The organism is Nostoc sp. TCL240-02 (genome assembly GCF_013343235.1).
Taxonomy (GTDB): Bacteria; Cyanobacteriota; Cyanobacteriia; order Cyanobacteriales; family Nostocaceae; genus Nostoc.
In genome coordinates this window covers 1938251-1964840 of sequence record NZ_CP040094.1, presented here as the reverse complement: position 1 = coordinate 1964840, position 26590 = coordinate 1938251, and the positions used below count along the sequence as shown (strand labels likewise).

Annotated in this window: 34 protein-coding genes and 4 pseudogenes; 18 read left to right on the top strand and 20 right to left on the bottom strand. The window is 40.5% G+C overall.

Annotation, left to right across the window (positions count from 1 at the left end; translation table 11 throughout):
* Positions 1-5: 5 nt before the first annotated feature.
* From FBB35_RS08450 to FBB35_RS08440, 3 genes are all read right to left on the bottom strand, one after another.
* Entirely contained in the window at positions 6-317 is a 312-nt protein-coding gene (locus FBB35_RS08450; protein WP_174709272.1) for a hypothetical protein, read from the bottom strand.
* A 98-nt stretch (positions 318-415) separates the two neighbouring features.
* The gene (locus FBB35_RS34475; protein WP_254625869.1) at positions 416-949 is read right to left on the bottom strand and encodes a pentapeptide repeat-containing protein; all 534 of its coding nucleotides are present in this window, start codon (positions 947-949) and stop codon (positions 416-418) included.
* A gap of 46 nt (positions 950-995) precedes the next feature.
* Positions 996-1271 (bottom strand): pentapeptide repeat-containing protein, encoded by a 276-nt coding sequence (locus FBB35_RS08440; protein ID WP_174709271.1) that lies wholly within the window; start codon positions 1269-1271, stop codon positions 996-998.
* A gap of 44 nt (positions 1272-1315) precedes the next feature.
* Here FBB35_RS08440 and FBB35_RS08435 point away from each other — a divergent pair, with 44 nt between their 5' ends.
* Complete coding sequence (locus tag FBB35_RS08435; protein WP_174709270.1) at positions 1316-1585, top strand: hypothetical protein; 270 nt, start codon at positions 1316-1318, stop codon at positions 1583-1585.
* 499 nt (positions 1586-2084) lie between these two features.
* Here FBB35_RS08435 and FBB35_RS08425 read toward each other — a convergent pair whose 3' ends face one another.
* The gene (locus FBB35_RS08425; RefSeq protein ID WP_254625868.1) at positions 2085-2345 is read right to left on the bottom strand and encodes a hypothetical protein; all 261 of its coding nucleotides are present in this window, start codon (positions 2343-2345) and stop codon (positions 2085-2087) included.
* 292 nt (positions 2346-2637) lie between these two features.
* Between FBB35_RS08425 and FBB35_RS08420 the strand changes: the two are divergent.
* The 7 genes and pseudogenes from FBB35_RS08420 to FBB35_RS08395 form a co-directional block, all read left to right on the top strand.
* Positions 2638-3165: pseudogene (locus FBB35_RS08420) on the top strand (class I SAM-dependent methyltransferase); the annotation flags it as partial.
* 86 nt (positions 3166-3251) lie between these two features.
* Positions 3252-3794: a hypothetical protein gene (locus tag FBB35_RS08415; RefSeq protein ID WP_174709268.1), complete on the top strand. Its 543-nt coding sequence runs from the start codon at positions 3252-3254 to the stop codon at positions 3792-3794.
* A gap of 52 nt (positions 3795-3846) precedes the next feature.
* Positions 3847-4020, top strand: a complete 174-nt coding sequence (locus tag FBB35_RS08410) for a hypothetical protein (RefSeq protein WP_217481700.1) — start codon at positions 3847-3849, stop codon at positions 4018-4020.
* A 63-nt stretch (positions 4021-4083) separates the two neighbouring features.
* Positions 4084-4332 carry a four helix bundle protein gene (locus FBB35_RS35705; protein ID WP_174713565.1) on the top strand — a complete coding sequence of 83 codons (249 nt, stop codon included), beginning with the start codon at positions 4084-4086 and terminating at the stop codon, positions 4330-4332.
* A gap of 171 nt (positions 4333-4503) precedes the next feature.
* A complete protein-coding gene (locus FBB35_RS34470) occupies positions 4504-4875 on the top strand; it encodes a hypothetical protein (protein ID WP_254625867.1) in 372 nt (123 codons plus the stop codon).
* A 30-nt stretch (positions 4876-4905) separates the two neighbouring features.
* Positions 4906-5259, top strand: a complete 354-nt coding sequence (locus FBB35_RS34465) for a hypothetical protein (protein ID WP_254625866.1) — start codon at positions 4906-4908, stop codon at positions 5257-5259.
* Between the two features lie 158 nt (positions 5260-5417).
* Positions 5418-5931 (top strand): annotated as a pseudogene (locus FBB35_RS08395) (ISKra4 family transposase); the annotation flags it as partial.
* 60 nt (positions 5932-5991) lie between these two features.
* Here FBB35_RS08395 and FBB35_RS08390 read toward each other — a convergent pair.
* Together FBB35_RS08390 and FBB35_RS08385 are read right to left on the bottom strand one after the other, a co-directional pair.
* Positions 5992-6830: pseudogene (locus FBB35_RS08390) on the bottom strand (IS5 family transposase).
* A gap of 493 nt (positions 6831-7323) precedes the next feature.
* A protein-coding gene (locus FBB35_RS08385) for an ISKra4 family transposase (RefSeq protein ID WP_174708235.1) occupies positions 7324-8390 on the bottom strand; the annotation gives its coding sequence in 2 pieces (ribosomal slippage) (positions 7324-8234 and positions 8234-8390; 1068 coding nt in all).
* Between the two features lie 203 nt (positions 8391-8593).
* Here FBB35_RS08385 and FBB35_RS08380 point away from each other — a divergent pair.
* The gene (locus FBB35_RS08380; protein ID WP_174709267.1) at positions 8594-8902 is read left to right on the top strand and encodes a helix-turn-helix domain-containing protein; all 309 of its coding nucleotides are present in this window, start codon (positions 8594-8596) and stop codon (positions 8900-8902) included.
* A 10-nt stretch (positions 8903-8912) separates the two neighbouring features.
* Here the strand turns inward: FBB35_RS08380 and FBB35_RS08375 are convergent.
* A pseudogene (locus FBB35_RS08375) lies at positions 8913-9978 on the bottom strand (ISKra4 family transposase).
* A gap of 326 nt (positions 9979-10304) precedes the next feature.
* Between FBB35_RS08375 and FBB35_RS08370 the strand changes: the two are divergent.
* Positions 10305-11033, top strand: coding sequence for a hypothetical protein (locus tag FBB35_RS08370; protein WP_174709266.1), 729 nt, complete (start codon positions 10305-10307; stop codon positions 11031-11033).
* 222 nt (positions 11034-11255) lie between these two features.
* The gene (locus tag FBB35_RS08365; RefSeq protein WP_174709265.1) at positions 11256-11420 is read left to right on the top strand and encodes a tautomerase family protein; all 165 of its coding nucleotides are present in this window, start codon (positions 11256-11258) and stop codon (positions 11418-11420) included.
* 337 nt (positions 11421-11757) lie between these two features.
* On the opposite strand, the gene FBB35_RS08360 is transcribed toward FBB35_RS08365, so the two are convergent.
* Positions 11758-11916, bottom strand: a complete 159-nt coding sequence (locus FBB35_RS08360; RefSeq protein WP_174709264.1) for a hypothetical protein — start codon at positions 11914-11916, stop codon at positions 11758-11760.
* A gap of 93 nt (positions 11917-12009) precedes the next feature.
* Between FBB35_RS08360 and FBB35_RS08355 the strand changes: the two genes are divergently transcribed.
* From FBB35_RS08355 to FBB35_RS34455, 3 genes are all read left to right on the top strand, one after another.
* Positions 12010-12675 carry a PEP-CTERM sorting domain-containing protein gene (locus tag FBB35_RS08355; RefSeq protein ID WP_174709263.1) on the top strand — a complete coding sequence of 222 codons (666 nt, stop codon included), beginning with the start codon at positions 12010-12012 and terminating at the stop codon, positions 12673-12675.
* 239 nt (positions 12676-12914) lie between these two features.
* Positions 12915-13142 (top strand): hypothetical protein, encoded by a 228-nt coding sequence (locus tag FBB35_RS34460; RefSeq protein WP_254625865.1) that lies wholly within the window; start codon positions 12915-12917, stop codon positions 13140-13142.
* Between the two features lie 6 nt (positions 13143-13148).
* Positions 13149-13517, top strand: a complete 369-nt coding sequence (locus FBB35_RS34455; RefSeq protein ID WP_368041842.1) for a tyrosine-type recombinase/integrase — start codon at positions 13149-13151, stop codon at positions 13515-13517.
* A 378-nt stretch (positions 13518-13895) separates the two neighbouring features.
* On the opposite strand, the gene FBB35_RS08345 is transcribed toward FBB35_RS34455, so the two are convergent.
* The 8 genes from FBB35_RS08345 to parA form a co-directional block, all read right to left on the bottom strand.
* Positions 13896-14267, bottom strand: a complete 372-nt coding sequence (locus FBB35_RS08345; RefSeq protein ID WP_174709262.1) for a hypothetical protein — start codon at positions 14265-14267, stop codon at positions 13896-13898.
* A gap of 269 nt (positions 14268-14536) precedes the next feature.
* Positions 14537-15325, bottom strand: a complete 789-nt coding sequence (locus FBB35_RS08340; protein ID WP_254625863.1) for a YhcG family protein — start codon at positions 15323-15325, stop codon at positions 14537-14539.
* Positions 15326-15438: 113 nt separating this feature from the next.
* Positions 15439-15795 carry a transposase family protein gene (locus FBB35_RS34450; RefSeq protein ID WP_254625862.1) on the bottom strand — a complete coding sequence of 119 codons (357 nt, stop codon included), beginning with the start codon at positions 15793-15795 and terminating at the stop codon, positions 15439-15441.
* Between the two features lie 113 nt (positions 15796-15908).
* Complete coding sequence (locus FBB35_RS34445) at positions 15909-16331, bottom strand: transposase family protein (RefSeq protein WP_254625861.1); 423 nt, start codon at positions 16329-16331, stop codon at positions 15909-15911.
* A 79-nt stretch (positions 16332-16410) separates the two neighbouring features.
* On the bottom strand, positions 16411-16692 hold the full coding sequence (locus FBB35_RS08330) for a DUF1016 N-terminal domain-containing protein (protein ID WP_174709261.1): 282 nt from the start codon (positions 16690-16692) through the stop codon (positions 16411-16413).
* Between the two features lie 102 nt (positions 16693-16794).
* Positions 16795-16986 (bottom strand): hypothetical protein, encoded by a 192-nt coding sequence (locus FBB35_RS08325; protein ID WP_254625860.1) that lies wholly within the window; start codon positions 16984-16986, stop codon positions 16795-16797.
* Positions 16987-17058: 72 nt separating this feature from the next.
* Positions 17059-17873, bottom strand: a protein-coding gene (locus tag FBB35_RS08320; protein ID WP_174708067.1) for an IS5 family transposase whose coding sequence is annotated in 2 segments (ribosomal slippage) — positions 17059-17507 and positions 17507-17873 — 816 coding nt in all. Because the reading frame shifts where the segments join, the coding sequence is not laid out codon by codon here.
* A gap of 112 nt (positions 17874-17985) precedes the next feature.
* Positions 17986-18576, bottom strand: coding sequence for a ParA family partition ATPase (gene parA / locus FBB35_RS08315; RefSeq protein ID WP_254625859.1), 591 nt, complete (start codon positions 18574-18576; stop codon positions 17986-17988).
* 938 nt (positions 18577-19514) lie between these two features.
* Between parA and FBB35_RS35415 the strand changes: the two genes are divergently transcribed.
* The 3 genes from FBB35_RS35415 (at position 19515) to FBB35_RS08305 (ending at position 22125) form a co-directional block, all read left to right on the top strand.
* Positions 19515-19649, top strand: a complete 135-nt coding sequence (locus FBB35_RS35415) for a hypothetical protein (protein WP_302480959.1) — start codon at positions 19515-19517, stop codon at positions 19647-19649.
* Between the two features lie 853 nt (positions 19650-20502).
* A complete protein-coding gene (locus FBB35_RS08310) occupies positions 20503-21267 on the top strand; it encodes a hypothetical protein (protein WP_174709084.1) in 765 nt (254 codons plus the stop codon).
* Positions 21268-21444: 177 nt separating this feature from the next.
* A complete protein-coding gene (locus FBB35_RS08305) occupies positions 21445-22125 on the top strand; it encodes a hypothetical protein (protein ID WP_174709083.1) in 681 nt (226 codons plus the stop codon).
* 354 nt (positions 22126-22479) lie between these two features.
* On the opposite strand, the gene FBB35_RS08300 is transcribed toward FBB35_RS08305, so the two are convergent.
* The 4 genes from FBB35_RS08300 to FBB35_RS08285 form a co-directional block, all read right to left on the bottom strand.
* Entirely contained in the window at positions 22480-22665 is a 186-nt protein-coding gene (locus FBB35_RS08300; RefSeq protein ID WP_368041841.1) for a hypothetical protein, read from the bottom strand.
* 346 nt (positions 22666-23011) lie between these two features.
* Positions 23012-23527, bottom strand: a complete 516-nt coding sequence (locus FBB35_RS08295) for a transposase (protein WP_217481699.1) — start codon at positions 23525-23527, stop codon at positions 23012-23014.
* 432 nt (positions 23528-23959) lie between these two features.
* Complete coding sequence (locus tag FBB35_RS08290; protein ID WP_174709259.1) at positions 23960-24607, bottom strand: response regulator transcription factor; 648 nt, start codon at positions 24605-24607, stop codon at positions 23960-23962.
* A gap of 3 nt (positions 24608-24610) precedes the next feature.
* A complete protein-coding gene (locus tag FBB35_RS08285) occupies positions 24611-25831 on the bottom strand; it encodes a sensor histidine kinase (RefSeq protein WP_254625858.1) in 1221 nt (406 codons plus the stop codon).
* 313 nt (positions 25832-26144) lie between these two features.
* Between FBB35_RS08285 and FBB35_RS08280 the strand changes: the two genes are divergently transcribed.
* A complete protein-coding gene (locus tag FBB35_RS08280; RefSeq protein WP_174709257.1) occupies positions 26145-26516 on the top strand; it encodes a hypothetical protein in 372 nt (123 codons plus the stop codon).
* Positions 26517-26590 lie beyond the last annotated feature (74 nt).

Genomic DNA, 26590 nt, shown 5'->3' with positions numbered 1-26590 from the left:
TCTGTTTATTTTCCCACAAAATTTATTTTAAAGATAGGTCTATTGTAGTTAGAAACTTTCCTCGGATTTTCTGCCAATGCTTTTTGAACTGACCCTTGCTGTTCCACTATGTCAAACAGGCGGTTAATTTGTGCTTCCTGTTTGGAAATCAGTAAATCTTTATCTTCAAGTCTTTCTTGGTACTGTGCTTCCAGTACCTTAGCTGCAAACTCATATCCCTGCATGAAGTGATTGTGAATTTTTACTTTATCTGCATCAGGAGCAACAGTCACTCGAACTACAAGAATACCATCGCCTTTCTTCTCTATGCTTTGCACATCCAATTGTGCGCCTTGGTTTTCGACTTCTACTTTTTTAAACGAGTAGGCGAAAGAATCCCAGTCGATACCATTGCGAAAGATTCAATCAATGGTTTCTAGAGATTTTTGGAACAGCTTGGTGAACTCTCCAAAATTAAAGTTCCCGGTATATGGACAGCGTTCTTGTTTATCAATACTAAGATAAATATACTGACAATCAACTTATGTAGTTTTGTAGCTTTGTTAATATGCCAATCTTCTAAACACGCACCTATAATTTTAACTCCCGTTAAATTTGTTCCTAATGCTTGAGTCCTACTCAAACATGCTCCACGCAGATCAGCATTACTAAGGTCTGCATCACTTAAGTCTGCCTTGGTTAGGTCAGTTCTAATAAGTTTATGCCTGCTAAGATTGAACTCACCCGGAGCGAAAACTTCTTGTCTATTGTCTGGTTTGCGGTGAGGGTCTGGGTTTTCTTTTGTTGGGAGCCGCATATAAACGTATTCGCATTTCACGCCGTCAAAATTGGTATCAGTCGTAATGCCCCAGTCTTCAACGTAGGCTCCAGTGAGAGTAGCGCCCGTGAAGTCGGTTCCGTCTAATTGAGTTTGCTTTAGCTTTGCTCTGGATAAGTCTGCGTCTTGCAAGTTAGCCTCGCTAAGATCAGCACCTATGAAGCTGGCATCTGCTAAATTAGCTCCTTGTAAATTGACCTATTAGCAAGAGCAAATAACCATTTAAATACCAGATAAATCCTGAGATTCCCGACAACAAACATGAGACCAGGACTAGGAAAATTGCCCACCACCCTTGCAGTCCCGCTTGGGCATGTCTGAAGTCAGCTTCTCTCAAATTAGCCCCACAAAAATCTGTTCCCTGAATATCTGCGTACCTAAAGTTTGCACCGGTAAATTTTTGACCTTTGAATGAACGACCTCTAAGATTCTTGTGAGAGAAGTCTTGCTGCATGGCAGGGCTTGTGAAAGCAAGGGTTGAAGCCGGATACAGCTTGATTGCGCGCTTTTCCGGACTTCTGCACAAGATTTTGTCATAAATGGCAAACAAACGGAAGTTATTACGGCTGTGGTGAATTTCTACGGGGTGATCCCACCCTGAAAATCGGAGTCTGCAAACTCAACGATCTGCTTGAGTCGGCTTTTGTTGTTCTTGTGCGATCGCCTCCGGCGGGCGCTAGTGCCATCGCAGTTTTGGCTAAATGCAGAGATTGGGCGTACAGTCAGGCGGTTCTGGGGCAAAGTTCGGCTAAAACGATGAGTTCTTAAAATTCCTTTAAGGTTTCCTGCAAGGTTCTTTAACCTATTGTCAGTAGTCTAAAAGTTATGGTATTCCAATCTACCTTGTCAACTACGAGCTTGTGTATAGGTAATTTTGGCAGTTTTTACGAGAAATCTTGCCAACTCTGCTCTTAACAAAGGTATTGAACTCACTTATCTTAAAGAAGCACTCTGTACTTGGAAGAAGATCAAGTCACCGGAGGCGGTGGAAAGTGAGAGCTTGTAAGGAGGGCAGAAAGCCGGAGTCCGCGCAGGTTAAATCTGGTGTGTTCGCTTGGTTCGAGTAGGCAAGGCGGCAAAGGATTGTGATTGCAATGTCGGGTGAAGCTAGTGTATACGCGCCAGATGGGGAGGCGGTGGCGTTAGCCGAGATGATGTGGCGCTTTCCGATACAGAGGTAAGGTTTTGTGTCTGCCTAAAATTTTAAATAGTCGAGTGAGGCGATCGCTACTCGTTTTCAAGCTAGACTCTGGTGCATAGCCCTATTTTATGACACTTGGGTGCTGAACCACTGGGATTCTTCCAGTTCTGTGTCCTGGACTCGGTAAACGAGTAATGTTCCTGCAACGCGGGCAAGAGTAAGAGGTGATGGAGAAACGTGGCTCAGTAGATCGCACGCATTCTGGTATATTTCCATGACTGATAATTCGGACAAAGGAGATCCCAACTGAGCAGAAAGCTGTTTTAGATTCTCCTGAATAGATGAATGAAAGTCTGGATCTTCGGGATGGGAAAGAGGGTTACTCATAATTGTCGTTCAAATGCCATTGGATGTGAAGGTAAAAGTATTAAGTATTACCATTGTTAATTACTTATCGTATCTTTTCACACATTGGGTATTCACTTACCCCACTCAACCTTACCCAAGCTTTAGATCCGATGAGTGCAACTCCCTAGCTGGTTGCGAAGGCTTTGGGCTACAGCAGTTTGATCTGTGCAAAGAAAATTATCTCCGAAAGCGGGTTGTTCATTTTCAAGCAGGACTTCATTTATAGCTAGCAAGTTGATAGCCTAAAGTTTGTAATCCTCATCCTTATCTACAAGATTGGTTGACGAATCATGAACCGTTCGCTTTTGGGCAAAAGGCGTTAGTAATTGGTTGTGGCTTGGGAGATGATGCCGAAGCTTTAGCTCATCGAGGGTTTGAAGTAACTGCCTTTGATATTTCACCGACAGCAGTCGCTTGGTGTCAGCAGCGATTTCCTGGTTCAACTGTCAATTATGTAGTTGCAGATTTGTTAGCAATTCGCTCACAATGGTATCAAGCTTTTGATTTTGTTTTTGAATGTCGTAATATTCAAGCTTTGCCGTTGAATGTGCGTTCTTGGGTTATTTCTTCAGTTACCTCTGTACTTGCTCCTGGTGGAACGCTGTTGATGATTGCTCGTGTTCGAGACACAGAAGCTGAACAGGATGGCCCACCTTGGCCATTATCTAACTCAGAATTAGCACAGTTTAAAAATTTAGGGTTATACCAAGTAGAGCAACTTGTGTTTTTAGAGTCTGGGCAAATTGACGTTAAACAAGTTCGGATTGAATATAGAAGACATAATTCTCTGAGCAAGTAGTAATTAATGCTCGACTTCTGCTGCTGTTATTCAGAGATCAAGCAATTTGCAACTTTATGAACCCAAGTCATATATAGCTATCAACTATGAAATTATTTAAATACCTAATTCAGCTTGCTTCTTCTTGCTTTGCCATCTGTGTTATCGCTTCTACGGCTGCGGTAATCGCTCAACCCAAACCTCCACAAACCAATTCAGTAATAAAATTAACACCGACTCAGTTAAAAGTTTTGCGTTCACTAGGCTTAAAAATAGCATTACCGAGTTACGTACCCACAAATTTTCATGCCGACAAGGTAATAGTCCCGGCTGGACGCGAAAATGTTGACAGTTTGCGTTACTTTATTATTTACCAAAATTTAAGTGCAGATAAATGCTTTGCGATTGAGTCAGTATCTGGGGGTATTGGAGACTTACCTGCTGGGTCGCGCAGTTACCCGATAAATTCTCCGATATTTGGAAAAAGCACTTTGGAGCAAGGATTATACGGTAATGCCAAACAACTAACATTGCTATCGCAGTGGTGGGGAGAGCAAAATGGCCCCTTTTACAGATTTGTTGGTACGGGAGTAATGCCAGAATTGTCTAATTGCAATAGTTATTTTTCGCGTTCTTTAAGTAATGAGTAATGAGTAAATACCCATTACTTATAAAGTAAAATTGAATTACCCTTTTTTACTCATGATTAATTATAACGCAAATCTCAGTATTCAAGAAAGAACAGAAAATTTGGCGATAAGAGTTATCAAAGCTTATTCTGAGCTAAATAAAAGACCTTTTGACGACGCTGGCAAAATCTTGTCTAAACAATTTTTAAGAAGCGGGACATCAATAGGAGTAATGAGTAATGAGTAATAAGTAAAAAAATATTTATTATTTATTCACCGTGAGCTAAAAATCTGTAAAAATCTCTAACTCATTACTTATTACTTATTACTTATTTTTCATGGTGCAAACTTTTCAGAACCTAAATATGCACAATCAAATAAAGACTTTATCAATAAGTATTCTATAGCCTTAAAGGAAGCCAGTGGAACCATTTATTGGATAAAAATAATGATAAAATCGGAGTTAGTGTCAAAATCAAAATTTCAAAACCTGATAGAAGAGAATGAAATAATTATTAAGATATTAACAACTTCAATCAACAAATTGAAAGAAAAATAAAAAATAATCCACTTATTACTTGTTACTTATTACTTATTACTTATTACTCATTTAATTTGGTTCACCGATGAAGACACCAAAACTGTATGAATAAAAAATGGGTAAATCTCATCAAAGTCAACACCCTAGAATCATACTGATGTAATTTATACCTATGATGTAACTCATGCAATGGCTTTATTACTCAAGCATGAATTACATGGTTCCTCAAAATATCAGTCTTTTATACAGCAGTGTAGTCAATGTCGAAAACAACTACAACAAACTGAACTATCTTTCTTAGCTCCTCCTTCACAACGTTCACAGTGTCGTTACTTTAACGTAGAAAAACTTTTAGAGCGGGCAAATAATCTGCTAAATTCACCGCTTGATGTTTTAACCAATTTAGTACCAAATATTGAGCCAGAAATTCTCAAGACTAAGTTGAAACAGAAGTTGGGATGGTTAGCGTCTTATCAAGACTCACTCAGTAATTGGAAACAAATTGTTCAAATGACTCGCACCGTAGAAGCTCAAATTAAACTTGAAGGACTGAATCAATAAAGCTTCAGTATTATTCAACAATATTTAACAGTGGAAGTAGATTTTTCAAAGGGGTTTGCCCAGAAAATACTTGGTTATTTGACTGGGGAGATTTCTGGGCTTAAATCAGGACAAACATTATTAGCAACTTCTGATGTCCTGGAATCGCTTTTTGGTAAATACAAGCAGTTTTCTTCTCGTTCTCCTTTTAAACAAATAAGTCAAATATTTTTGAGTATTTGTTTATCAACCATGAATTTGACAACTACTCTTGTGAAAGAGGCATTAGAAACAGTCCGTTTTTTGGATGTTGAAGACTGGTCTAATCAAGTTCTCGGTCAATCTATGCTCTCGAAAAGAAGAATTTTGTTTTCTGCCGCAATTGACAACACGGAAACTGCATGAATAAACTAGAGGGTTTATCGAATAAAATCAACACCCTAGAGCCAAACCCTACCAGAGTTATCTTCTCTCCATTCGCTACAGCAGGGAGCATCCAGTTTTGGAAGATTTAGCATTTGTGGGAAAATATAAAAGGAAATAACCCTGTGCGATCGCTGACTATGAGCCAACAGAAACAAGAACGGATCAAAGCGTGCTTACAAGAACTGTCAACATTGCTGTACTCGGAAGCTGATAAAAGTCAGTTAATAGACCTCGAAGGTATAGAAAAAACAGTTCGTAGTCAAATATTGGAATATGTCGGCCCAGAAATGGCCCTTTTTTTATCGAACAAACAACAAAAACAAAAATCGGTAAAACTAGGAAAATCAAAAGCTTGGTTGGGGAACTGAAATTAAAAGCTAAACAGATACAGAGACTGGGTTTGAAGCCAAGGAGTCGATTAAGTCCATGACTTCAAAAGTGCTGTTTGAGGCTATCAGCTAATGAATCATACCAAAAAGCAGAAATCGAAATTGAGGCATTGACAGGAGTGAAGGTTGGTCATACAACGCAACAAAATCTAGTTCTCAAGCAAGATTTTCAACTACCCGTAGCATTACAACCTGTATCAGAAGTGAGTGTGGCGGAAAAGTTCGACTACGAGGGAAACCTCAAGTAGGTTGCCACAAAGATTAGACCTCTTGCAAAAAAGTTTTGTGGTATGGTGGAGGGCTGACTAAATCCAAAAGAAATTTAGGCTTCTTTTTGAATTTCGTAATTATAAATCCCAGCAATTAAATGACAGCGCTCTTCCATTACGTTTTCTACGATTGCGGTAGCGCTGACTTAAAATCAGAAAAACTTTTAAACGCCGAAAAACAAGTTCAATCACTACTCGACAACTCGCTAAAGCGCGGTTGGATCGCTTTTGTTCCTTGGTTAACTTACCTCCTTTAGTTTTCTTTTGAGGTAAGTGACTATTAGTGTGTAGTTTAGAAATTCCTTGGTAGCCACTGTCTTCTAAGCTTTCGGTTTCGGAGTGAAAACGAACCTTACTCTCTATAAATAGAAATAGTTTGTAGTCATGTTTGCGACCAGAACCGTTTACAATACAACGAATTTCTTGGGTTGTTAGGTCAATTATCAATTGAGATTTGAGAGTATGCCGTTTTTGTTTACCACTATAAAAGCGTTTTTGCCCGTGTTTCGGACGTTCAATTTGACTCTCTGTTACATCCATCACAGCTGTTTTTGGTTTCTGTGATGAGATCAACAAGGACTTTTTTCCTTCTAAACGGAATTTTCCAGAACTGATTAATGTGCTTTCAACCCAATGTACTATGCGGCAAACCGAAGATTTAGGATACTTGCCAGTCACTAGCAATCTGGAAGTAAGTCCGATATTCTCTCCAATACTGTAGGCAAACCAAAGCTTGGTCTTCCAAGCCTAGCTTGTTCGGATAACCTCGTGTTTGCTTAAAACTGGTTGTATGTTCTAACACCTTAACCATCTCATCGAAAGTACGTCGTTGCACCCCGACCAAACGTTTGAACTGCCGATTCGATAACTTTTTTGTTTGCTCATATCGCATAAGTAGTATTGATTCAAGCGACAAAATCCAACATCATACCATAAAATATTTTTGCAAGAGGTCTATTAATCATCATGAATACCAAATTCATCGTAACTACCAGACTATAACTACCAAAACCCAAATCCCCAATCTCAATTCTTGGCATGACTACGAGCGATCGCACTTCTCCAATTTGGAATGCGTGAATTTGGAATTGATTTATCTTGCTTTTTCAAAAATACTTCACGTCCTTGCTCAAATTCTTTTTCGGACTCACTGAGTATTTTTACTTAAGTCGAAAACAGCCAATTTTCTCAAATCAACAATAGCCTAAATAAGGCTAGTAAGTACACTTATTTTCAGACGGCTGATTTGAGCTTTTACCCTTGCCGTGTAGGCCGTCAATTTTACCATTAGAAGATTTACAAAATCCCAGAAAAATTTCGTTTTTGACGGCACTATGACCGTCATACTGCCGTCATTACGGGAGCATCTCACTTTTTAAAGTGGCTCAAACTGACAATAATCCATTGAGGTAAGCACAGCGATGGGCTAGGACTTGAGGCACATTTTCTCGTTTCCATTGTGCCCCGGAAATTTTTGTTCGACGGTCAACCTGTTTAACGGCAGATTCAACTGAACCTGAACCAATTGAACAAATTTCTTCAGCTTGATAATATTCGTAGTTGATAATGCGATTGCGATGCTTATCAAGATAACGGCAAAAGTTTTGTACTTGTTTGCCTTTACAATCTGTAAATAAGGCAATAGTAGCCTCAACTTGGCCTTTCCATAGTAGATTTTGTGCTTGTTTCAAGCGTTTTTGTGAACCCCCAACTTTGTGGAGGTTTTCTATTAAATGGAACCAATCAAGTATTTCTCGACGTTGTGCATCAGGTGCTAATTGGTCAATTATATTCCAAATGCCGTCATGTCCATCACCAATACAAGTGAGTGGGCTAGCCAGTGGTTGGTCATTAACCCAATCAATCACAATCTGATTATTCTGAAATGAAGTTCCCAAGATTCCGAGATGATGTAAGCTAATTGCTTTATAGCCAAGCCATGCACATATTTGACCTTTAGGAGTTCGGACACGGATGTTTCCACCATCGACGCTTAATTCTTCAATTGTCTGTTCTGGTGTTGGCAACTCAAAATTCTGGCGATGCACTAATCTCTGTTGACTGCTGTGAGAAACCTCTATGCCCGTAAAATACTTGATGTCTGATGCCGCATCTTCATAGCTGACATTCGCACTTACCCTCAAACAACAAGTTTCTAGATATGGACTCAGTTGAGTACTTGGTGCGACTTCTAATTCAATGGCTTGTTTGCTCGTTATTGCTAACTCTCCAAGAATGCTTTTGAGCCGTCGTTGGTATCCTGCGGTTGTCCCTGTAATCGTTTCGATAAAAAAACCCCTACTTCTGGCATAACATGCTTCTGCATTTGACTCCGCACTGCTTCTTCAATTGCTGCAAGATTTGTGAGCTTTTCTTTTGACGTATCTTCATACAATATTTTAGCAATCGCCTGAATATGTTTTTGAAGAGCTTGCTTTTGTTCTGGGGTCATCGGTAAGTAAATACACTCGTCTTACCTATCCTGACTGATTTTCGTCTTCTTTGCAAAAAACTGGGATGCTCCCGTCATTACTGCCGTCTCTAATGAAATGTTTTAAAATATACATTTTTCCCACTTACAGCAATTTGAGATCAAATCCACTACAAATATCGTAAACTTTACTTTAAAGATGTAAAAAAGAAGATTATTAAGAAATGGCAGCATATTCAATCGACTTACGAAAGAAGATATTAAGTGCATGGTCAAACAAAGAAGGCACGCAAAGAGAATTAGCAAAACGATTTAAAGTTAGTTTATCATTCATCCGTGACTTCTTGCGTCGGTATCGAGAGACAGGGGAGATAACTGCCAGACCACAAGGAGGAGATCGCCGCTCGAAGCTTAAAGGTAAAGAGGAAGAACTATTAAAGATAATGGTGACAGAACAAAGTGATATATATTTGCGAGAAATTCAAGAAGCAATAAAAGAACGCACAGAAATAGAAGGGGAGCATCCAGTTTAGGCAGAAAGACTTAAATAGCAAGAAGCAAACCATTGAGATAAGCACAACGAACGGAAAGGATTTGGTTGACGCTTTCAACATTCCACTGTGCGCCGGAAATTTTAATCCTTGCTCCAATCTGTTTAATAGCAGACTCAACAGATCCAGAACCAATAGAACACAGTTGTTCAGTTTGGTAATAGCTGTAGTTAATAATGCCAGAGCGATGCTTTTGGAGATAAGCGATAAACTTCTTAACTTGTTTGCCTCGGCAATTATTAAATAAAGCCTGAATTGGCTCTATCTGACCTTGCCACAATAAACTCTCAGCAGCTTTGAGACGCTTTAAAGAACCACCAATTTTATAAAGATTTTCCTTGAGGTGATACCAATCCAAAATTTCCCAACGTTCAAATTGTTCAGTTCCAAACTCTTTAACTAAATTCCAAACTCCATCATGGCCATCTCCCAAGCAAACAAGTGGATTCACCAAACATTGGCTATTGACGTAATCAATTAATGATTGGTTGTCATCAAAGAATGCACCATAGTAAATCCCTTGCAGACGAACGGTTTTATAGTCTCGCCAGTGACAACCTACTTGAGGTTTCCCTCGTAGTCGAACTTTTCCGCCACACTCACTTCTGATACAGGTTGTAATGCTACGGGTAGTTGAAAATCTTGCTTGAGAACTAGATTTTGTTGCGTTGTATGACCAACCTTCACTCCTGTCAATGCCTCAATTTCGATTTCTGCTTTTTGGTATGATTCATTAGCTGATAGCCTCAAACAGCACTTTTGAAGTCATGGACTTAATCGACTCCTTGGCTTCAAACCCAGTCTCTGTATCTGTTTAGCTTTTAATTTCAGTTCCCCAACCAAGCTTTTGATTTTCCTAGTTTTACCGATTTTTGTTTTTGTTGTTTGTTCGATAAAAAAAGGGCCATTTCTGGGCCGACATATTCCAATATTTGACTACGAACTGTTTTTTCTATACCTTCGAGGTCTATTAACTGACTTTTATCAGCTTCCGAGTACAGCAATGTTGACAGTTCTTGTAAGCACGCTTTGATCCGTTCTTGTTTCTGTTGGCTCATAGTCAGCGATCGCACAGGGTTATTTCCTTTTATATTTTCCCACAAATGCTAAATCTTCCAAAACTGGATGCTCCCGATAATTCTAGCACCTCTGTTTGCTAAAGTAATTCTAAGGCGCGTGAATTTCCGAACAATCCAGAGACATCACAACAATGAGAATACTTCATGGCACCTGGATACCAAACGAGGAAACTGACTTTATCCAGTCAGGGTCTTTTTACTTGTGGGTAGAAACTCAATCATTCCCAAAAAATCACACGAATACTCAACAAATTCATCCTGGACATTTGGTTAAATCCGAATTAATCGCCTTTTTAGTATAAGAATTGGGAATTAAAGAAGACAATACTAAATTTTCCCAACGCATATCTCCTAAATACTTTGCCTTACCAACTACCAATAATCAGCCCCTACCTTCACCAGAATTAACCAAGTATTTAGAAATTGAGTTGACTGACAGCTATGAAGAATTCCAATACTGGCAGGTAGATTGTTATGAAACAGTAGTATCTACCAAAAATGTCACAGCACTTAATATTATCAAACTACTTAAAGATATCCATTTTTTAGCAATATATAATGCCGAGAAGTTTCAAATTGGTTCAGATTTATTATTTTGGTATTATTACACTCAAAGTTTTAAACAAGTAATCCTCAAAGACCAATTTATTCCCGCACTGAAGTATCGACAGTTATCATCGGAAAATCCCCACAAAAAAGGCAAAAAAAAGACTGCTAAAGCAGCATTTGAAATTTATGCCACCTGGGAAATTATTTCCGAACAATATGAAGCAAATATTCTTAAATATATTGACTATATGCCACTAATATGTATGGCAGGTAAAGCAACAGTTAGCTATCCTATTGAGTTTTTTGATCGAGAAACACTATTGCGTCACTTTTCCGAATATGTACTTCACGATTTAGTAACTCACACCCCATCAACAGCTGCTTTTGACAAACAAATTACTGATTCTCTAATTGAATCTTGCTTTTATCCTCGTCAGCATAACCCACTCACAACAAATACTGCCCTTGAGGAATATCAGCAATAGTTGGTATGGAAAACCAAAATTACTCGTACTCAATCTGATTCACCTTTTCATCTGTGCTTCCAGTTATATTCTCCTTCATCGTCACAAATAGACAATTGGCAAATTCAATAGACCTCTTGCACGTTCGGCGAGTGGTGAATTGTACAGGGGTAGCAGCAGATTATCGCCGATCGCCTCATCCTCTGATTACTGATTTGTGATCGCAGAAATTAATTCGCCCCAATGCCAACTGACGTGATGGTGTCAATCGAAGGTGAGAACCTGCGTCCAGTGACGTGGGTTGTGATCGAAGAGGTCAAGAGCGGCGACTGGGGAGTGGGTGGCGCGGCTCTCACCACCGACGATGTGCAGGCGCTCGCGGCTGGCAAGTCCAAAGTTAACGCCTAAAGAAGCACAGCAGCGAACCCGACCATCGCGCTGTGGTTGCAAGCATGACCCCTCGCTGGTCGGGTCGTTGAGCGTGGGTCGTTCGCGTAGATATAGTTCCTCTGACACCAGGGGCAAGATAGTACAAATTCTTCTAAAAATAGCGTTTCCTGCGTTTCCTAATCATACAAGGTACATCGTAGCCCCCTCATCGCTTGAGAAGAGGGGGTTTGGAGTGGAATTGCTGTGTCTAACTCGACAGAGAAATGCTCTATAACCAGATATAAAATACGATCAGGTTGTGTGATTTGTCTTATTCAGCACATTTATCACTATCAATGTTATTCTGATTTGATTTCTAGTCATTAGAGATTGCGCTAGGTTGATTATTGCTGCTATCTCGTGCCTGCAATTTGGACTGAACGAGGGTTTTTTTATGGACAATGGTACTTTCTTGATTGGTTCCATTATTCAGAATGATCCCTGCGATTCGTTCTGGAGAAACCCAGTTTGACATTAGTTAAAGTTTCTGTACGATTGCAATCAAAAGCCAAGGGAGAACGTATCATTTCGAGATAGGTTATTACTGCCTCTATAAGGGCTATGTTCTATGGGCTTTACAATCAAGTCACTATTTAGTGCTGCTAGCGTCACATTAATTACATTAGGACTAGTTAACACACCTTCGGCTCAAGCTGCTCTCTTCAGCTTCAACTTTAGTGGAAGAGGAACCACAGGTAGTATACTTTTTGATGATTCCATACCAGATAGTAATCCAGACCCACTCAAGGGACTGTATAGAGACGCAATTAGAGACTACAACATTAAAATTGATGGAACACCTCAGACAGAAACAGGCATACCAACCTCTGAAGTTATTCAAGGTTCTTCTGGTGATGTTGTTGTCGGTTTAGAATCTGACGGTGTAGGTGCTTGTGGACTGACTATTAACTGCGTAGCCTTCATTTTAGGTTCGCGTTTTCTCGAACAAAGTCCATCAGACTTTGATTTGTCATTTTATTATCCAGCAGGTTCTCTTCCATCTGATGGGCCACCAATTGTTGTTCCTACAACTGGTCAGGGAATTCTTAGAAGTGATTTGCGACAGTTTTTTTTAGGTGCATCTGCATCTACATCCGTTGTCCCTGTAACATCAGTTCCCGAACCAATGACTATTCTGGGTTCATTGACGGCGTTTGGTTTTGGTATGGGTATGAGGCAACGTTTTGGGAAAAAAAATTCCACATCGGATGGGAATTCGAGTCTTCCCTTGTGAATTCGATATTTGGAAGCAACAAAAAGAGGTAACTAGACGCTACTCGTCTTGATTCCACAAAATCCTAATCAATAAGAGCAGTTAAATAAATTTACCCAATAGCCCATTGATCAAAGCTCAATTGAGAATAATTTGCAATAACTCTTGAGTGGCGCGACTATCAACGAAATAATAGGGTTCTTGGCGTAGTAGACTGTCCATAATAGACCGTGTACACCGGACACTACCAGCAAGAGTAAATGAGGCTACCGCCCCCAGTTCGTCTACCCAACAAGCATTACAGGTCTAGAGAATACCTGACACCAAGCGAGGTGCGAAGTATTCTTGATGCTGCGCTTGATCGTAAAGCTCGTTATTCCCACCGTGATTATACACTGATGTTGCTCATGTTTCGCCACGGTCTGAGGGTGGGGGAAGCTGTAGGGGCTAAGTGCGGTTTGCGCTGGGATGCGGTCATGTGGGGCTAACGTCAGATTTTCATCACCAGGGAAAAGGGCAGTGACTCAGGGGTGCATCCCTTGAGAGATGATGAATTGGTTTTGCTCAAAGAACTCAGAGAGATGTTACCTGATAGCAAATACATTTTCGTTTCCGAACGCGGTGAGGTGATGTCTACTGATGCGGTGCGAAAGCTGCTTGGGCGATTGGCGGCACAGGCTGGGCTTGATATCAAAGTTCACTGTCACATGATGCGTCATGCCTGCGGGTACTATCTGGTGAATCAGGGGTATAACACTAGGGAAATCCAAGACTTCCTGGGACACCGCGATATCAAACACACTGAAAAATATACCAAGCTTAACGCTCGACGCTTCCTGAATTTTGATTGGGGTGATTTGTAAAATGTTGAGAATGCGAAAACTGTTTTTAGCTTTTCTTCTTTCAGTCTGTTTAACATTTGCATCATTATTCTATGTACAGCCCGCCAACTGTATCGGTGGATGTCAGAGAGAACCATGTATTGAATGCAAACCAGGCGAACAAAAAGCAGGATTTCCGTTTCCGTTTATGGGATTAAAAGTGCCTACAGTAAAGCATTCAATCTCAGATTAGCCTGATCAAGTGTGATCGCACCCAATCCCAAAAAAACAAACCTCGTGCCATACGAGGTTTCTACGAGGTGTTATTTGGGGTTGTGGGGTCTAGCACAATAATTAGGCTTAAAGAACCCTAAACGCAGTGTTTATACTGAAAATTACTTTCTGTCCTGGAGTAGCTCACTAGTTATTTGAACAGAGGGCATACGATATAGCAATTCCGGTATTTACCTGCGCTGCCCATGTATTGGGACGAGACAGACTAGGAGCGTTTATTCTAACGATGTCGCTCACGGCTATAACCTGGTTATTAAAATTAAGTTGGACATTTGGCACAATTTGATACCCACCACCGATGAGTGTGGTTCCTACAGGACATGTTGCAAAGGACACTTCGTTGCTTCCCTTGGCTTGATTGCCTTGAACTACTGTTGGTGGAGTCTTGGGAGTCTGGGCGTTCGTGGGATTAGCCGCGCCGCCCAGTGCGAACACTGCGGCACATCCTGCCACTACTGCCGTTCTTACCGTAACCTTCCACATCTTAGTGTTTGCCATACTGTAGTCTTCTCTTCCATTTTCAAGGAGTCTTCTGTCTTCAACAATTTTTTTTAACTTATCACTAAGAAAAATGGGACACAAGGACAGTTAAGACACTTAAGAGATTTAATGAAAAATTGATCAATTATACATAGTGTGGAAAATTCTGTTACCCCACTATCAAACACCTCAGCCCGTCCCTGTGGCGGGTTTTCTCATTATCCTACGCTCTGAGATGTCGGTAAATGTGTAGTTTGGCGACATCTCTTGAGAGGGGGCAGGGAACATCAGCCATCATTTACCTCCAAAAGCCGCCTTAACTCCTGCTTTAAAACCTCCGGATCTGGCAAATAAAGTTGATATCTCGATACAAAAAGCTGATTAGAAATACCACCCGTCGCATACTCAACTAAAATCTCATCCTTATCTGGCGCCAACACAATCCCTATCGGCTCGTTGTCATCCTTCATATTCTCCTCAGCGCGAAAATAATTTAGATACATATTCATCTGTCCAATATTCTGATGACTCACCGCTTGCGTCTTCAGATCGATTAAGACAAAACACTTGAGAATGCGATGATAAAACACCAAATCCACAAAAAAATGCGTGTTGTTTAACGTAATTCGGTATTGCTGCCCAATAAATGCAAACCCCTTGCCCAACTCAAGTAGAAACTTCTCCAACTCAGCAATTAAACGATTTTCTAACTCACTCTCACGATAATTACGGTCTGGTAAATCCAAAAACTCGAACACATAAGGATCTTTGACCACATCCCGCGCCGACTCGATCCGTTGCCCATCCTTAGCCAGTGTCAAAATCTCCGCCCGATCCTTACTCAACGCCACCCGCTCAAACAAAGCCGAATCCTTCTGGCGTTTCAACTCCCGCACACTCCAGCGATCTTGGATGCACTGCTGCTCATAAAATGACCGCGCCAAATCATCGGAAATAGCTAAAAGCTCCGTATAGTGCGACCAACTCAATTTGCCAGACAGTGTTTGGCAATTCTCATAGTTCAAATAGACTTGTCCGAAAACTCCAAAGCCAGACTGTTCAAAGCTTTGAGGCAAAACTTTGATATTTGCGTAAAAACGCAGTAATAATACTTTGAGATAGTTACTGTTAGTTTAGAGGCATAAAAAATAACTCACTTTTTTGATATTTTTCTGGCTATTCTTAGTAGCTAACTTGGCAAAATTAAGCTGCCGATTCTTAGCCTAACTAACCCACAAACTGTTAATATAATCTGCTCATAAGTCTCAAGATTTAACCGAAACCTGTGTGAGGAAATCCGGAATATTTTGAGCAAGCAGATTAAATGCTCAATAAATATCCGATTACTGGACAAAGCTTTGTTTTCATCTTTTTGCTGTTGAGTCAGTTCTCGTTTCGGTTTTCTTTTATGAGGCGTAGTGATGTTTTCGCCACCTTGAAATCCTTTATCACCTGAAAAAGGTTGAGATGTATCAAATTTTGGCTGAGATTGACGAAACAATTTTATATCTGCTGTTGGCCCAGGAACCCCCACCTCTACCTCCACAATATCCTTACTTCTGGTATTCCAACCATTAGACTTTTTAATGTATGTTGTTTCTTTTTGCCAGAAAAATATTTTTGTTGTTCTTTTTGGTTGGAATGCCTATATATAGGCTGTTATAGACTATCGACTAATAGCCTAAAATTGGTTAATACTTCCTGAACAACAAGTAATTCACTTTCACTATTTGAGACTTGCTCTAATAAACTTGAGGGTAAAATATCTCTCAAAATTGGTATCCAATAATGAAAAGTATCGTTTGCTTCTGTCTTCGATACCCCAAATAACATTCCTAATACAAGAAAAGTTGGCATCTGTCTGAGATAAAATAGGCATAAACATACTTGTTCTCCGGTTGATAACAATTCTTTGCGTCCACCACCAGCCGCATTTATTCTTATTTTTCGACTCTGGAGTTTTGTTTTAATCTCTTGGTGACGCTTTATCGCGCAATTCAACAGTGATTGTAACTGTTCGTAACTAATCCCTAAAATTTGTTTTGTTCGGTGGGGATATTTCTGGATATAATCAAAAACCATAACTAATATCGAAAAATGGTAGACGCTCAATTTAACGTTTTACCATTTTTCTTTTCCTAAGTTAATATTTCGGACAAGTCTAATAAAACAGACGCATATACTGCAAATTAGAACGGCTAAACCCCTTACCATACGCCGCTTTCAAATCTCGTGAAAGCATCTGTAACAACTTACTGCCATATTCTGCCCGTTCCTTGCCCGCTTGCTCAAACTCGACAATATAACGCCCAATCTGCCAGTAAGTTTCTACTAAAACTGAATTAACCTGCTCAAAAGCCCGTTGTCGCCCCAACGCCAAACACTCACCAATGCGATCTAACAACTGCTGATATGAACCATCATTAACCGTTAAATCACTCATAACTCAAACCCCAATAAGAGCCAACTGCGTCTGAAATCTCCAAACAGATGTAATAATGTAATTATGTAAATAAATACAAGTGTAATAATGTAATTTATTGCATTAGCTTTTTAGCTCCTCCTCAACTAGAGCAATCATATATTCCTTAATGGTGATGCCTTTTTTGGTAGCACGGATTTTAATCTCCTGGTGCTGGGCTTCAGTGACTTCAAAAGTAACTAGCTTGCTTTTGCCGTTGTTAACTTCTTCTGTCCCTGTAGTACTAGGCGTTTCAGCACCATTACGACTTTCCACCCACGCTGCTGCTTCATCTTTTACAGGCGTTTTCTGAACACCTGGCCTCAGAGCTGATTCGTAAACAAAAGATTAAGCTGCCATTCGTTTTACCATCAGACGAATCAATGAGCCGTAAATCATGGCTTCACTGATCTCTGTGTACAACTCATAATCCTTGCTCAAACGCCGAAATCGATTGAGCCAGCCGAATGTCCTTTCCACAATCCACCGCTTGGGTAATCGTTCAAATGTTTTCGATATTCTCTCAATCACCTCAACACGAACCTGTTCTCCGCAAACTTGCTTGACAGCTTGAGCAAAGTTTTCACCAGAATAGCCTTGATCTACCCAAACAACTTCCAATTTAGACAATTCCTGAGCCGATTCATGGAGTACAACCACAGCCCCCAAACGTTCCGACGCATTAGCTTCAGTCACTAAAACGCCAATCAACAAACCTTGAGAATCCACAACTATATGTCGCTTACGGCCTTTAACTTTCTTACCACCATCGAAACCGTAGACTTCCCCTTTTTTTCCGTTGTCTTCACTGACTGAGAATCGGCGATCGCAACGCTAGAGTGTTCGTCTCTGCCCAAATCTTGTCGCAGTTGATGGCGCACTTGGTCGTGAATTTTCTGCCATATTCCTTTGCGCTGCCATTTCTGAAAGTAGCCGTATACTGTTGTGTAAGGTGGAAGATCATGGGGTAGCATTTCCCACTGACACCCGGTACGTTGCACATAGAAAATAGCATTCAAAATTTCTCGTAAATCTACTTCTACAGGATGCCCAAACCCTTTAGGTTTTGGTAGAAAGGGCTTGATAATTAACCATTCGGCATCGCTTAAATCACTTGGGTAGGGTTTACGCTGTGGATTTTCAATCGCAGGTAGACGGCTCATCGACTACAACATAAATTACACTCGACTTAGCCTATAACCTGAACAAAACCGGATTCAGTTTTCTTTAGATTTTCTTTACGAATCAGCTCTCAAGCTTAGTTTTTGTGATTTTTTAACTTCTGCCATGATTCGTTTCCTCTCTTGCTTCTAATATTTCCTCAACAACAGCTCGTACTTCATCGCTGGCAGCACTTTTCGGGGCAGCCTCCAAAACAGTACTCCCAATGTTCAAACACTCAGCAAATGCTACCCTTTGACTTATCTGTGCTTTTAGGACTGGAAAGGGGTATTCTCCTAAAACTTCAGTTACTTCTCGCCCAAGAGCAGTGTTCACTATCTTTCTGTTGATTAGAAATGCTGCTGTTAGGTCTGGCTTATATATAGTGGCCTCTTGTACCAGTTCTACTACCTCATGCACTGCCCACACATCCAAAGGAGATAGTTGCACAGGAACCAGCACAAAATCCACTGCCATGATTGCTGATCTGGTTAAGTCAGAAACTCTTGGCGCACCATCAATGAAAACAAAATCATACCCCTGCGCTAGTTTGGGCAATTCTTTGTGCAAGATAGGACGATCCAAACCAATAACGCTAAATGGAGCCTCACCATTACGTGCTGCTGCCCAGTCACGGGTTGAGCCTTGAGGGTCAGTATCAACTAGTAATACTCGATACCCTCTCATAGAAAAAGCATGAGCCAAATGGATAGATACTGTGGTCTTGCCACTGCCCCCTTCTGGTTCAAAACTGCAATTTTCATAAATGTGTTTTTGTAAAAATGTAATTCATTAGGTTATGACAAATTCCAGAAACTAACAATACCAAGCTTAATCCCTAAATTACAAATTTACAAATGCACAAAATAGTATTAATACAAATGTAATTAATTACAAAAATACATTTGTAGCTGGAAATTGACCACTTTTACACGGTCTTTTTATCTCAGTAATGTAAAGCTAAATTAATTACAAACTTATCTAGTGTCTGTTGTGATCTCAAGGCAGGCTTATTTGTTATTAGTAGAGTACATTCTCTCAAGAAACCCAAATTACAAGGTTGTCGGCTCAATGCCAAAAAAGCGATCGCGTTAGATCAATATATATAGGCAGTAATTACACGTAATGGCTCTTTCATTTTATGCACTCGCAGTTTCGATGTCGGAAAAATTCTATATAATCTTACCATAAAGGGTGATTATACGGAAACTTCCTGTATAAGAAATAGTTGGGCGGGGAAAGGCAGTACATGAGCAGCAATTCTGAGAGATGGCGACGTATGGTTCAAGTATAAGCGGTACTCGAACGTACTTTGTTGTTAAAACGCGATTCTTTCGCTCTCTTCAATGGAAGGGAGCTTCGTAACATGTGCATTTCAGCAGGGAGGTTCGTATGAAAAACTTTGTTCCAACAAGCATCGCATTGGCAGGTCTTGTGATGCTTGCTGCGTCCGCAGCGCCTATACACGCGCAATGTGCCTCGCCGAAGTATGTTAGCGGAGTTTGGAAGGCGAATGATGGGGGCACATACCACCTTCATGCCATCGGCAGTACCATTTGGTGGGTCGGAATGAGCGGTGACGACGGTCGTTCCTGGACGAACGTGTTCAAAGGTACGCGAAACGGCAATATCATTGATGGGGAGTGGGCCGACGTTCGCGGACAACCGTGGGGGCATGGAACGCTCAAGCTACGGATCTCGGGTACAACTTTTATGGAGAAGATCGACGGCACTGGCAACGGATTTGGCGGGATTCGTTGGGGCCGTGGCGGATGTAACGACACGCAAGGCAACCCGGGGTAGTGTGAAAGTAGCTGCAACCAAGGGCAAACTGAACAGTTTAATTTATATAAATTGATAAATATGTTTTCCGCCCAAGCAGCGATCGCTCTTGTTGGGTTAATCTGCGGCTGAATGCCAAAAAGTAGCCGCTTTTAATTGGACACGGTGCTTATGCTGCTTGTAGGTGACTTCCTGGCTTAGGCATCCACCTACATATCTATTTCAATAGTCAGAACTTCGTGATACTCCGCAGTTGCAGTAATCTTATAGTTAATAACAGTCCATGTTTTCCTGTTATTGGATTGGCAATCAGTCAGCCTGGAAGGTAGTAAGAGTCAATTAGCAGTAATTAAGAAACAGCAAAGAATATAAAGCTCTAAACCCTTGTAGGAAAAGGGTTTAGAGTAAGTGCGACCATTCACCTTTATTGCGCGGCATTGGTTTTTACCCATAATTCCAGTCTCGCTAGATACAGCCCAACACTACACTTTTGGCTTGGTTTTCTCTAACTTTGGTTGAAGATTAAATCTTAGTTTTCTCTAACTTTCGTTAGAGGGATAAGTCTTAAAACTTATCATAATGGATGTGTATAACCAAAAGATGAAAGATATTTAGTATCAGACAAATAGCCGATTTTTCAGTTTTTTATAACCGTTACAAAATCGGTATTTTTTGTTCCTTCAATTAGGTTTTATCTGAGGTTCTAGGCAATGAGTTATCACAATCATCTCTAATCCAAAATGATTTAAAATCCAACAGGATGTTTGGTTTTTTAAACATTTATGGGTGTGTCTCAATAGCATTTACCTCATGACGTTCAAAGCCAAATCTTTGTAATAAGACATTAAAATGAGTAAACAACAGGTCGTTGACCGGATTAAAGAATATATTTCGGAACTTGAACTTCCAGAAGTCGATTCTAAACTGCCTAAAGTCTTTCGCTCAGAGTCTCTTGCTTTCCAGAACGATACTCCAGGTGCTGCTGCTAATGCTGGAAGCCTTGTTTCATTTGTATCAGGATTGACACAAGAGCACAAAAGTGATGTACTAAACTCCACGTTGCTGGCGCAATTAGCCGCTACTAAGAAATATGATCGTTTTAAGCAGACAAGGCAGTGGTACGAATTTTATACATCTGTTCTCGCACAAGTCGGTTGGGTTGTACCTGCGTTTGCCTATAGGGAGTATTCACCTTCCGGTAGCTCTTTCTTAGTTGCGGACGCTATTATCGAGATTCTAAAAGCTATAGCTACTGGCAATGAGATGGATATATTAGTGACATCTCTTAACGCACTCAAAAATAACCCTAAAAACGAAGGATCTCTCACTCTGTTCGAGCAGCAAAGCTTTCCTGAAAATTTAGGAACCTTTCAAGTTCTCCCAGTTGGTGAAGATGATGGGCAATTAGTAATGGCAATGTCTGCCTTAGAGTTTAGGGCAGACAAACATGTAACAAGGTTCTTGTGGTTTAGTTGGTCAAATGTCTCTACAAAACTCTTTCAAAGTTCTCAAAAGGCTGTACTAAATGAAGATGTCTATAGCCGAGTTAGGGCGGAGGTTATCAAGAAATTAGGCGATAGGGCCAGCCAATACATCAAAGACATCGAGATTTAACTTAATCGTGTAATGCCAGGCAGAGATCGTGTATCTGTATGCTTCTTTGTTTAGCGCAGAACGCTGCACATCTCTGTCTCGCTGTCTTTGCACATATTTCAGCAGATCCTCCACCACTAGAGGTTAACAAGCGTCAATGCCGTCAGCATAACCACCTTTCTAGCGAAGGAATTATTCATGAATTACAAAAACGAAGTGTTACTAGAAGCTGGATTTGTTAATGCGGGAAATCTATTATCATTCGCTTCGACTGTGCCATATCTGCAACGGTGCGATATTTTAAATTCAATTCTTCTAGCACAGCTCGCGGCAGATAAGAAGTACTCACGAATAGACAACACCGAGAAGTGGTATGGATTCTATACAGATACTTTGGGACAGCTAACATGGCAAAGCCGTGTATTTCAGTTTAATGAGTATACTCCTCATAACAATACTTTCACCTTAGAGGATGTTGTATTCAGCGTGTTCGAGAAGAATATTACTGATGATCAACTATCTCTTGTGAAAAAAACGATCAATACTTTCAGGGACTTGCCAAATGACGATATGAGGGTTGAATTGTACGATAAATTAACTCACTCCCTGCATATAATTAATGTCCAGGTGGGCGTGGTAAATAGCTTATCGGTTATGTCAACTGTGGGCATCATACTCAAAACAAAACAAGAGGTGGAAAGATTGTTTACAGGAAAGTTTTCTGTTTCGATGCTTGATAGCAAGATTATAACAGTATTATATAGTGCTGCTCTAAATGAAGAGTTGTATAGCTCAATAAGAGAGAAGGTTATAGATAAACTCGGTTTAAAGCGGAATGAGCTTATTTTAGATTTAGATATCGTTTTGAAAGTTAGCTAGGATATAGCATATAGATTGCCCCACAGTACTTATGGTTTGGATATCCTGGCATTTGTTGGCTGACAACATGAACATGAGAATCGACAGTTAGTTGAGATTCAACACTTACTCAATGAACGTGGAATCGAAATTAACGAGCGAAATATAGGCAAGCTCTACTGTCAATTTCTGGCACTGTTGGGTAGAATGATTGGACATACTCGAACCTATCCCACTAATAATATTTTGTTAATCCAGATGTGGATTGTAGCAAGGTCAATGAATGCATCGAAGTAAACTTTTTGACGTTTCCATCTAACAACAAGACGGCGGTATTTGCGCTGATACCAAGCAAAACACCGCTCTTGCTGAAATCTAGGAACAGAGATTTTGATTGGTCTTCCAAACTCGTTTCGGGATTTGAGGACGAATACCTCGTTTCCGCAGGTCAGCGCGTTTTTGTTTCGAGTCGTAATCTTTATCAGCAGCTAGTACTTTGATTCGCTTACGTGGTCTGCCACGTTTCAATGTTTTAAGTTTAACTTTATCGAGTAGAGGTATTACTTGTTCTTTCTCGTTGCCATTGGCTGGGGTAGTGCAATTAGCTTTAGTTTATTCCACCACCTTCGGTAAGTGTGTGGATAAGAACACCTTTCCCTTTCCCTCCATACGCAACTTCTTCACCTCCTCCCATTGAGCGCTACGGTGTACACACAAGTATAGTCCGCAAAGGTTTCAACCCTTTTAGCCTCGTAAATACCCAAATTTTGGACGACTAGAAACTCCATTTATCCCGCTAATTTTAAGGTTAAGGCAACGAAACCAAGTTTTAGGTGGGATTTCAAGACTTGTGTGTACACCGTAGCTTTATAAGGGGAGGGTTAGGGTGGGGTAAAACCTGTGTTATTCAGCTATTTTCAGACTTGTGTATACACCGTAGCCATTGAGCGGGGGAAAAAGAGCCGTCAACAGCTCCAAAGTCCCAGTTTATAAGCCCCTTCTCATTAGCGATCGCTAATACACGTCCTTGTATATATTCAAATGTCCCATCAAAACGCCATCGCTTTAACCATCGATGGGATGAGCTTTTCGATGCCCATATATCCCCTCGTGGAAGGTCACACCATCGACATCCAGTTATTAGAATGTATAACAGACTATTTAATACATAGCGATACGGTGCATGAGGCATTCCTTTACCACGTTTGGATGCCTGCTTAGGAAATATATCCTCAAATAGCTTCCATTCTAGGTCGCTCAATCCCTCAAAACGTCCAGCCATCACTAATACACCCAACCTCTTGCCAAAAAATAGATTACTACAATCTGGCATTAGTGGGATAGGTTCAAATAACGCATCTTTGGCTTTACCGAGGATAGTATACACATCTGTGCGAAATTGTTTAAGCTTTTCTAATGTCATGGTCAAGCTGTTAAGATTTTTCCTTTTATCAGCATTGACCTATTTGCGATCAGTTCAACATAGCTGACCGCTTTTTCTTTTCAGGCACTTTTTATCTGACCTGCTATGTCAAATTTTTAGCCATAATTTCCTACGTGTTATTTCCCGATCGCTTATCTTTAGTCTAAACTCCAGTTATTTAATTTTGAGAGATTAATCAAAGATTTTCGTTTCCAGTGCAAGGTCACTAAAGTTGTGAAAAACTTGCGTAACACCTTGATGGGCTTTTTTGATGCACTAAGAGCAGTGGAGTGAGAAAAAGAAAAAGAGGTTCCTAATCACTCAAAGGATGCAAATCGAGACATCGGAAAATCAAAAATAAGGTAAATATAAACTATGTTGCAGCTTAAATGACGATTAGCTTACCAGTCATTTATGAGCAAGCCAACTTATTTATTTAAGTCCACTAAACAACGAATGGGCAAATAAAGCGGCTTGAGTGCGATCGCGCAAACTCAACCGACTCAGAATATTGGTAACATAATTTTTAACAGTGTTTTCTGAAAGAAACAGCGATTCAGCAATTTCACGGTTATTAGCTCCAGAAGCAATTAACCGCAACACATCTAATTCTCTGGGTGTGAGTTGCGCCAATTCTGGAGGGGGTTCCACAGATGGCACAGTTACGGGAATCGGTATGAGTGCTTTCTCAAACAATCCTGGGCCGAGTAGAGTTTGTCCCTTATAGACGGATCGAATTGCCAACATTAGTTCATCAGGTTCGGTATCCTTGAGCAAATAGCCCTTTGCACCCACCCGCATCGCCTGGAAAACATATTCATCATCGTCAAAGGTGGTCAGGACGAGAACCTTAATATTAGGATATTGTTGAGCGATCGCCTTTGTTGTGGCAACTCCATCCATTACAGGCATTCGAACATCCATTAGCACGATATCAGGTTGTAATGCGGGAATTTGTTCGAGTGCCCTTTGCCCATTCTCCGCCTCACCGATTACCTGAATCTCTGCATTCGACTCAAGCATACTCTTAAGTCCCTGACGAATAAGATGCTGATCGTCAACTAATAAAATCTGAATCATAAGCTAAAACACCAACAACTTTGATAGTGGCAAACAAACAGAAATACAGCAACCTGTTCCTAGTTGACTTTGGAGATTTAACTGAGCGCCCAGTGCAACCGCCCGTTCTCGCATCCCTTGTAGCCCAAATCCAGTTGTATTTTGAGTGGGGTTAAATCCTTTTCCATTATCTTCGATTGACAGATGAATCATCCCAGCGTGAGCCAGTAATCCAACGGTGACACTTGTCGCCTGAGCGTGTTTGCAAATATTTGTCAGCGATTCTTGCACAATACGGTATAAGGCCGTGTTTACTTCTGTTGGTAAAGTGTGCGGCACGTTAATTTTACAGGATGGTTCAATACCTGTGGTTTGGTGAAAATCTGTCAGCAGCTTTTCAATAGCTGATTTGAGAGATTGCCCTTGCAAAGGATTTGAACGTAAAAGAGAAAGCGATCGCCGAATTTCTAGCAGCGCCTCAGCCCCCAATTCCTTTGCCTGTTTGAGAAATGTTAATGCTTTGTCATTATTTGATTCCCAGAACAACAGGGTGTTATTAATCTGAATAGTTTGGGCAACTAAAGTGTGTCCTAACCCATCATGAATTTCGCGGGCAATTCGGTTGCGTTCCTGCAAGGTTGCCTGATCTTCAATCCGTAGCGCATACTGACACAGTTGTTGATTGGTGATCTCTAATTGCAGATGGGCAATTTCTAACTGCTCTCGACTTTGGCGCTCTGCAAGCAGAGCATTGATTAACAATAAAGCGAATACTAACGTTAAGCTAAACAATAATATATTACTTAATCGCCAATCTAAAGACATGGCGATCAGCTTTTCTCTCATAAACTTATCAGGTACAATCGGTCTTGATAAAACCAGTGTTCCATAAGTAAGTAGAGATAAACCTAAGACAAGAAACTGTCCCAATCGCTTAAATATTAGACAACTCCGCATCACCAGTACTAGACACAGTAGGAAAACGGAGCGACTAGATAAGCTATGTTGAGTTGTTGGCAGCAAAATTAAACCGAATTCTAGGACTGTATAAAATAATTTTGTTTCCAGCTTCACCATCGGTAGTCTCAAACCCATCAAGCTGAAAGTTGTGATCGCAACAACTCGTAACAGCAACGACCAGGACAACTCAAACGGCAGCACAACTTCCATGAACACTGCCGTGGCTAATAACAGCCACTCTAGGTAAAGCAACAGACGAAACGATGGGTAAGTCAAGAGAACCATAGAACTGTTCCAACTCAATGGCCTTTTTAACAAAACCATAGGTATTTTCACAATTTTAGAATGAAACTCTTCTTCCTATATAACGAATCTGTCTTTAGCATGAATAGAGCCGTTCCGACTGATTAAGCATTCTGAAATTAGGAAAAAAGTCACAATAACTTGAGTACTTTTTTACTGGTCAGGTTAGGAATTCTAGCTCATGCACAAATCTATCCCAACTTTTAAGATTAGCTGGTGTAAGCCAAGTAGCAACTTTTCAAACATCCTCTCAGATGAACACTCGTATTACACACAACAAAAACCAGAGAAGTCAATGAATAAAAAACAGATAATTTTACCAACTCTTTTATTTGCAACTATCCTCATTGGAGGGATGACAGGTTGCACCAGTTCTAAGTCTCCCGATGTATCTCAAGGTGACAACTCTGGGACAAAGGTGTCTGACACCAACACTTCTGCACCAAGCTCTCCTGGAGCGAATACGCCGGAACGCGCCCAGAAGCGCGAAGCAATTCGCCAACAAGTTGAGGCAGTTTTGACCCCAGATCAGGTAAAGGAATTGTCAACGAAATTGCAACAAGGTGAAAAAATGCGTAAAGCAGTGTTCAGTCTGAATCTCACGGCTGAACAAAAGACTAAAATTCAGGATATTTTTAAGGCTGCCTATCCCCGCCGTAAAGGGTAATCTCAAGATAATTCGTAGTAGTTTTCTCAAACAGAATTCGGGAGTCAGAATACCCTTTCTGAAAAACAAGCTAC

What these genes read in the sequence shown, in the direction of transcription:
- FBB35_RS08440 (WP_174709271.1), bottom strand. Translation starts at nt 1,271, where the DNA reads ATGCAGCAAGACTTCTCTCACAAGAATCTTAGAGGTCGTTCATTCAAA.
- FBB35_RS08425 (WP_254625868.1), bottom strand. Translation starts at nt 2,345, where the DNA reads ATGAGTAACCCTCTTTCCCATCCCGAAGATCCAGACTTTCATTCATCT.
- FBB35_RS08415 (WP_174709268.1), top strand. Translation starts at nt 3,252, where the DNA reads ATGAAATTATTTAAATACCTAATTCAGCTTGCTTCTTCTTGCTTTGCC.
- FBB35_RS08410 (WP_217481700.1), top strand. Translation starts at nt 3,847, where the DNA reads ATGATTAATTATAACGCAAATCTCAGTATTCAAGAAAGAACAGAAAAT.
- FBB35_RS34470 (WP_254625867.1), top strand. Translation starts at nt 4,504, where the DNA reads ATGGCTTTATTACTCAAGCATGAATTACATGGTTCCTCAAAATATCAG.
- FBB35_RS08380 (WP_174709267.1), top strand. Translation starts at nt 8,594, where the DNA reads ATGGCAGCATATTCAATCGACTTACGAAAGAAGATATTAAGTGCATGG.
- FBB35_RS08365 (WP_174709265.1), top strand. Translation starts at nt 11,256, where the DNA reads ATGCCAACTGACGTGATGGTGTCAATCGAAGGTGAGAACCTGCGTCCA.
- FBB35_RS08360 (WP_174709264.1), bottom strand. Translation starts at nt 11,916, where the DNA reads ATGTCAAACTGGGTTTCTCCAGAACGAATCGCAGGGATCATTCTGAAT.
- FBB35_RS08355 (WP_174709263.1), top strand. Translation starts at nt 12,010, where the DNA reads ATGGGCTTTACAATCAAGTCACTATTTAGTGCTGCTAGCGTCACATTA.
- FBB35_RS34460 (WP_254625865.1), top strand. Translation starts at nt 12,915, where the DNA reads ATGAGGCTACCGCCCCCAGTTCGTCTACCCAACAAGCATTACAGGTCT.
- FBB35_RS08345 (WP_174709262.1), bottom strand. Translation starts at nt 14,267, where the DNA reads ATGGCAAACACTAAGATGTGGAAGGTTACGGTAAGAACGGCAGTAGTG.
- FBB35_RS34445 (WP_254625861.1), bottom strand. Translation starts at nt 16,331, where the DNA reads ATGGTTTTTGATTATATCCAGAAATATCCCCACCGAACAAAACAAATT.
- FBB35_RS08330 (WP_174709261.1), bottom strand. Translation starts at nt 16,692, where the DNA reads ATGAGTGATTTAACGGTTAATGATGGTTCATATCAGCAGTTGTTAGAT.
- FBB35_RS08310 (WP_174709084.1), top strand. Translation starts at nt 20,503, where the DNA reads ATGAGTAAACAACAGGTCGTTGACCGGATTAAAGAATATATTTCGGAA.
- FBB35_RS08305 (WP_174709083.1), top strand. Translation starts at nt 21,445, where the DNA reads ATGAATTACAAAAACGAAGTGTTACTAGAAGCTGGATTTGTTAATGCG.
- FBB35_RS08295 (WP_217481699.1), bottom strand. Translation starts at nt 23,527, where the DNA reads ATGACATTAGAAAAGCTTAAACAATTTCGCACAGATGTGTATACTATC.
- FBB35_RS08290 (WP_174709259.1), bottom strand. Translation starts at nt 24,607, where the DNA reads ATGATTCAGATTTTATTAGTTGACGATCAGCATCTTATTCGTCAGGGA.
- FBB35_RS08285 (WP_254625858.1), bottom strand. Translation starts at nt 25,831, where the DNA reads ATGGTTCTCTTGACTTACCCATCGTTTCGTCTGTTGCTTTACCTAGAG.
- FBB35_RS08280 (WP_174709257.1), top strand. Translation starts at nt 26,145, where the DNA reads ATGAATAAAAAACAGATAATTTTACCAACTCTTTTATTTGCAACTATC.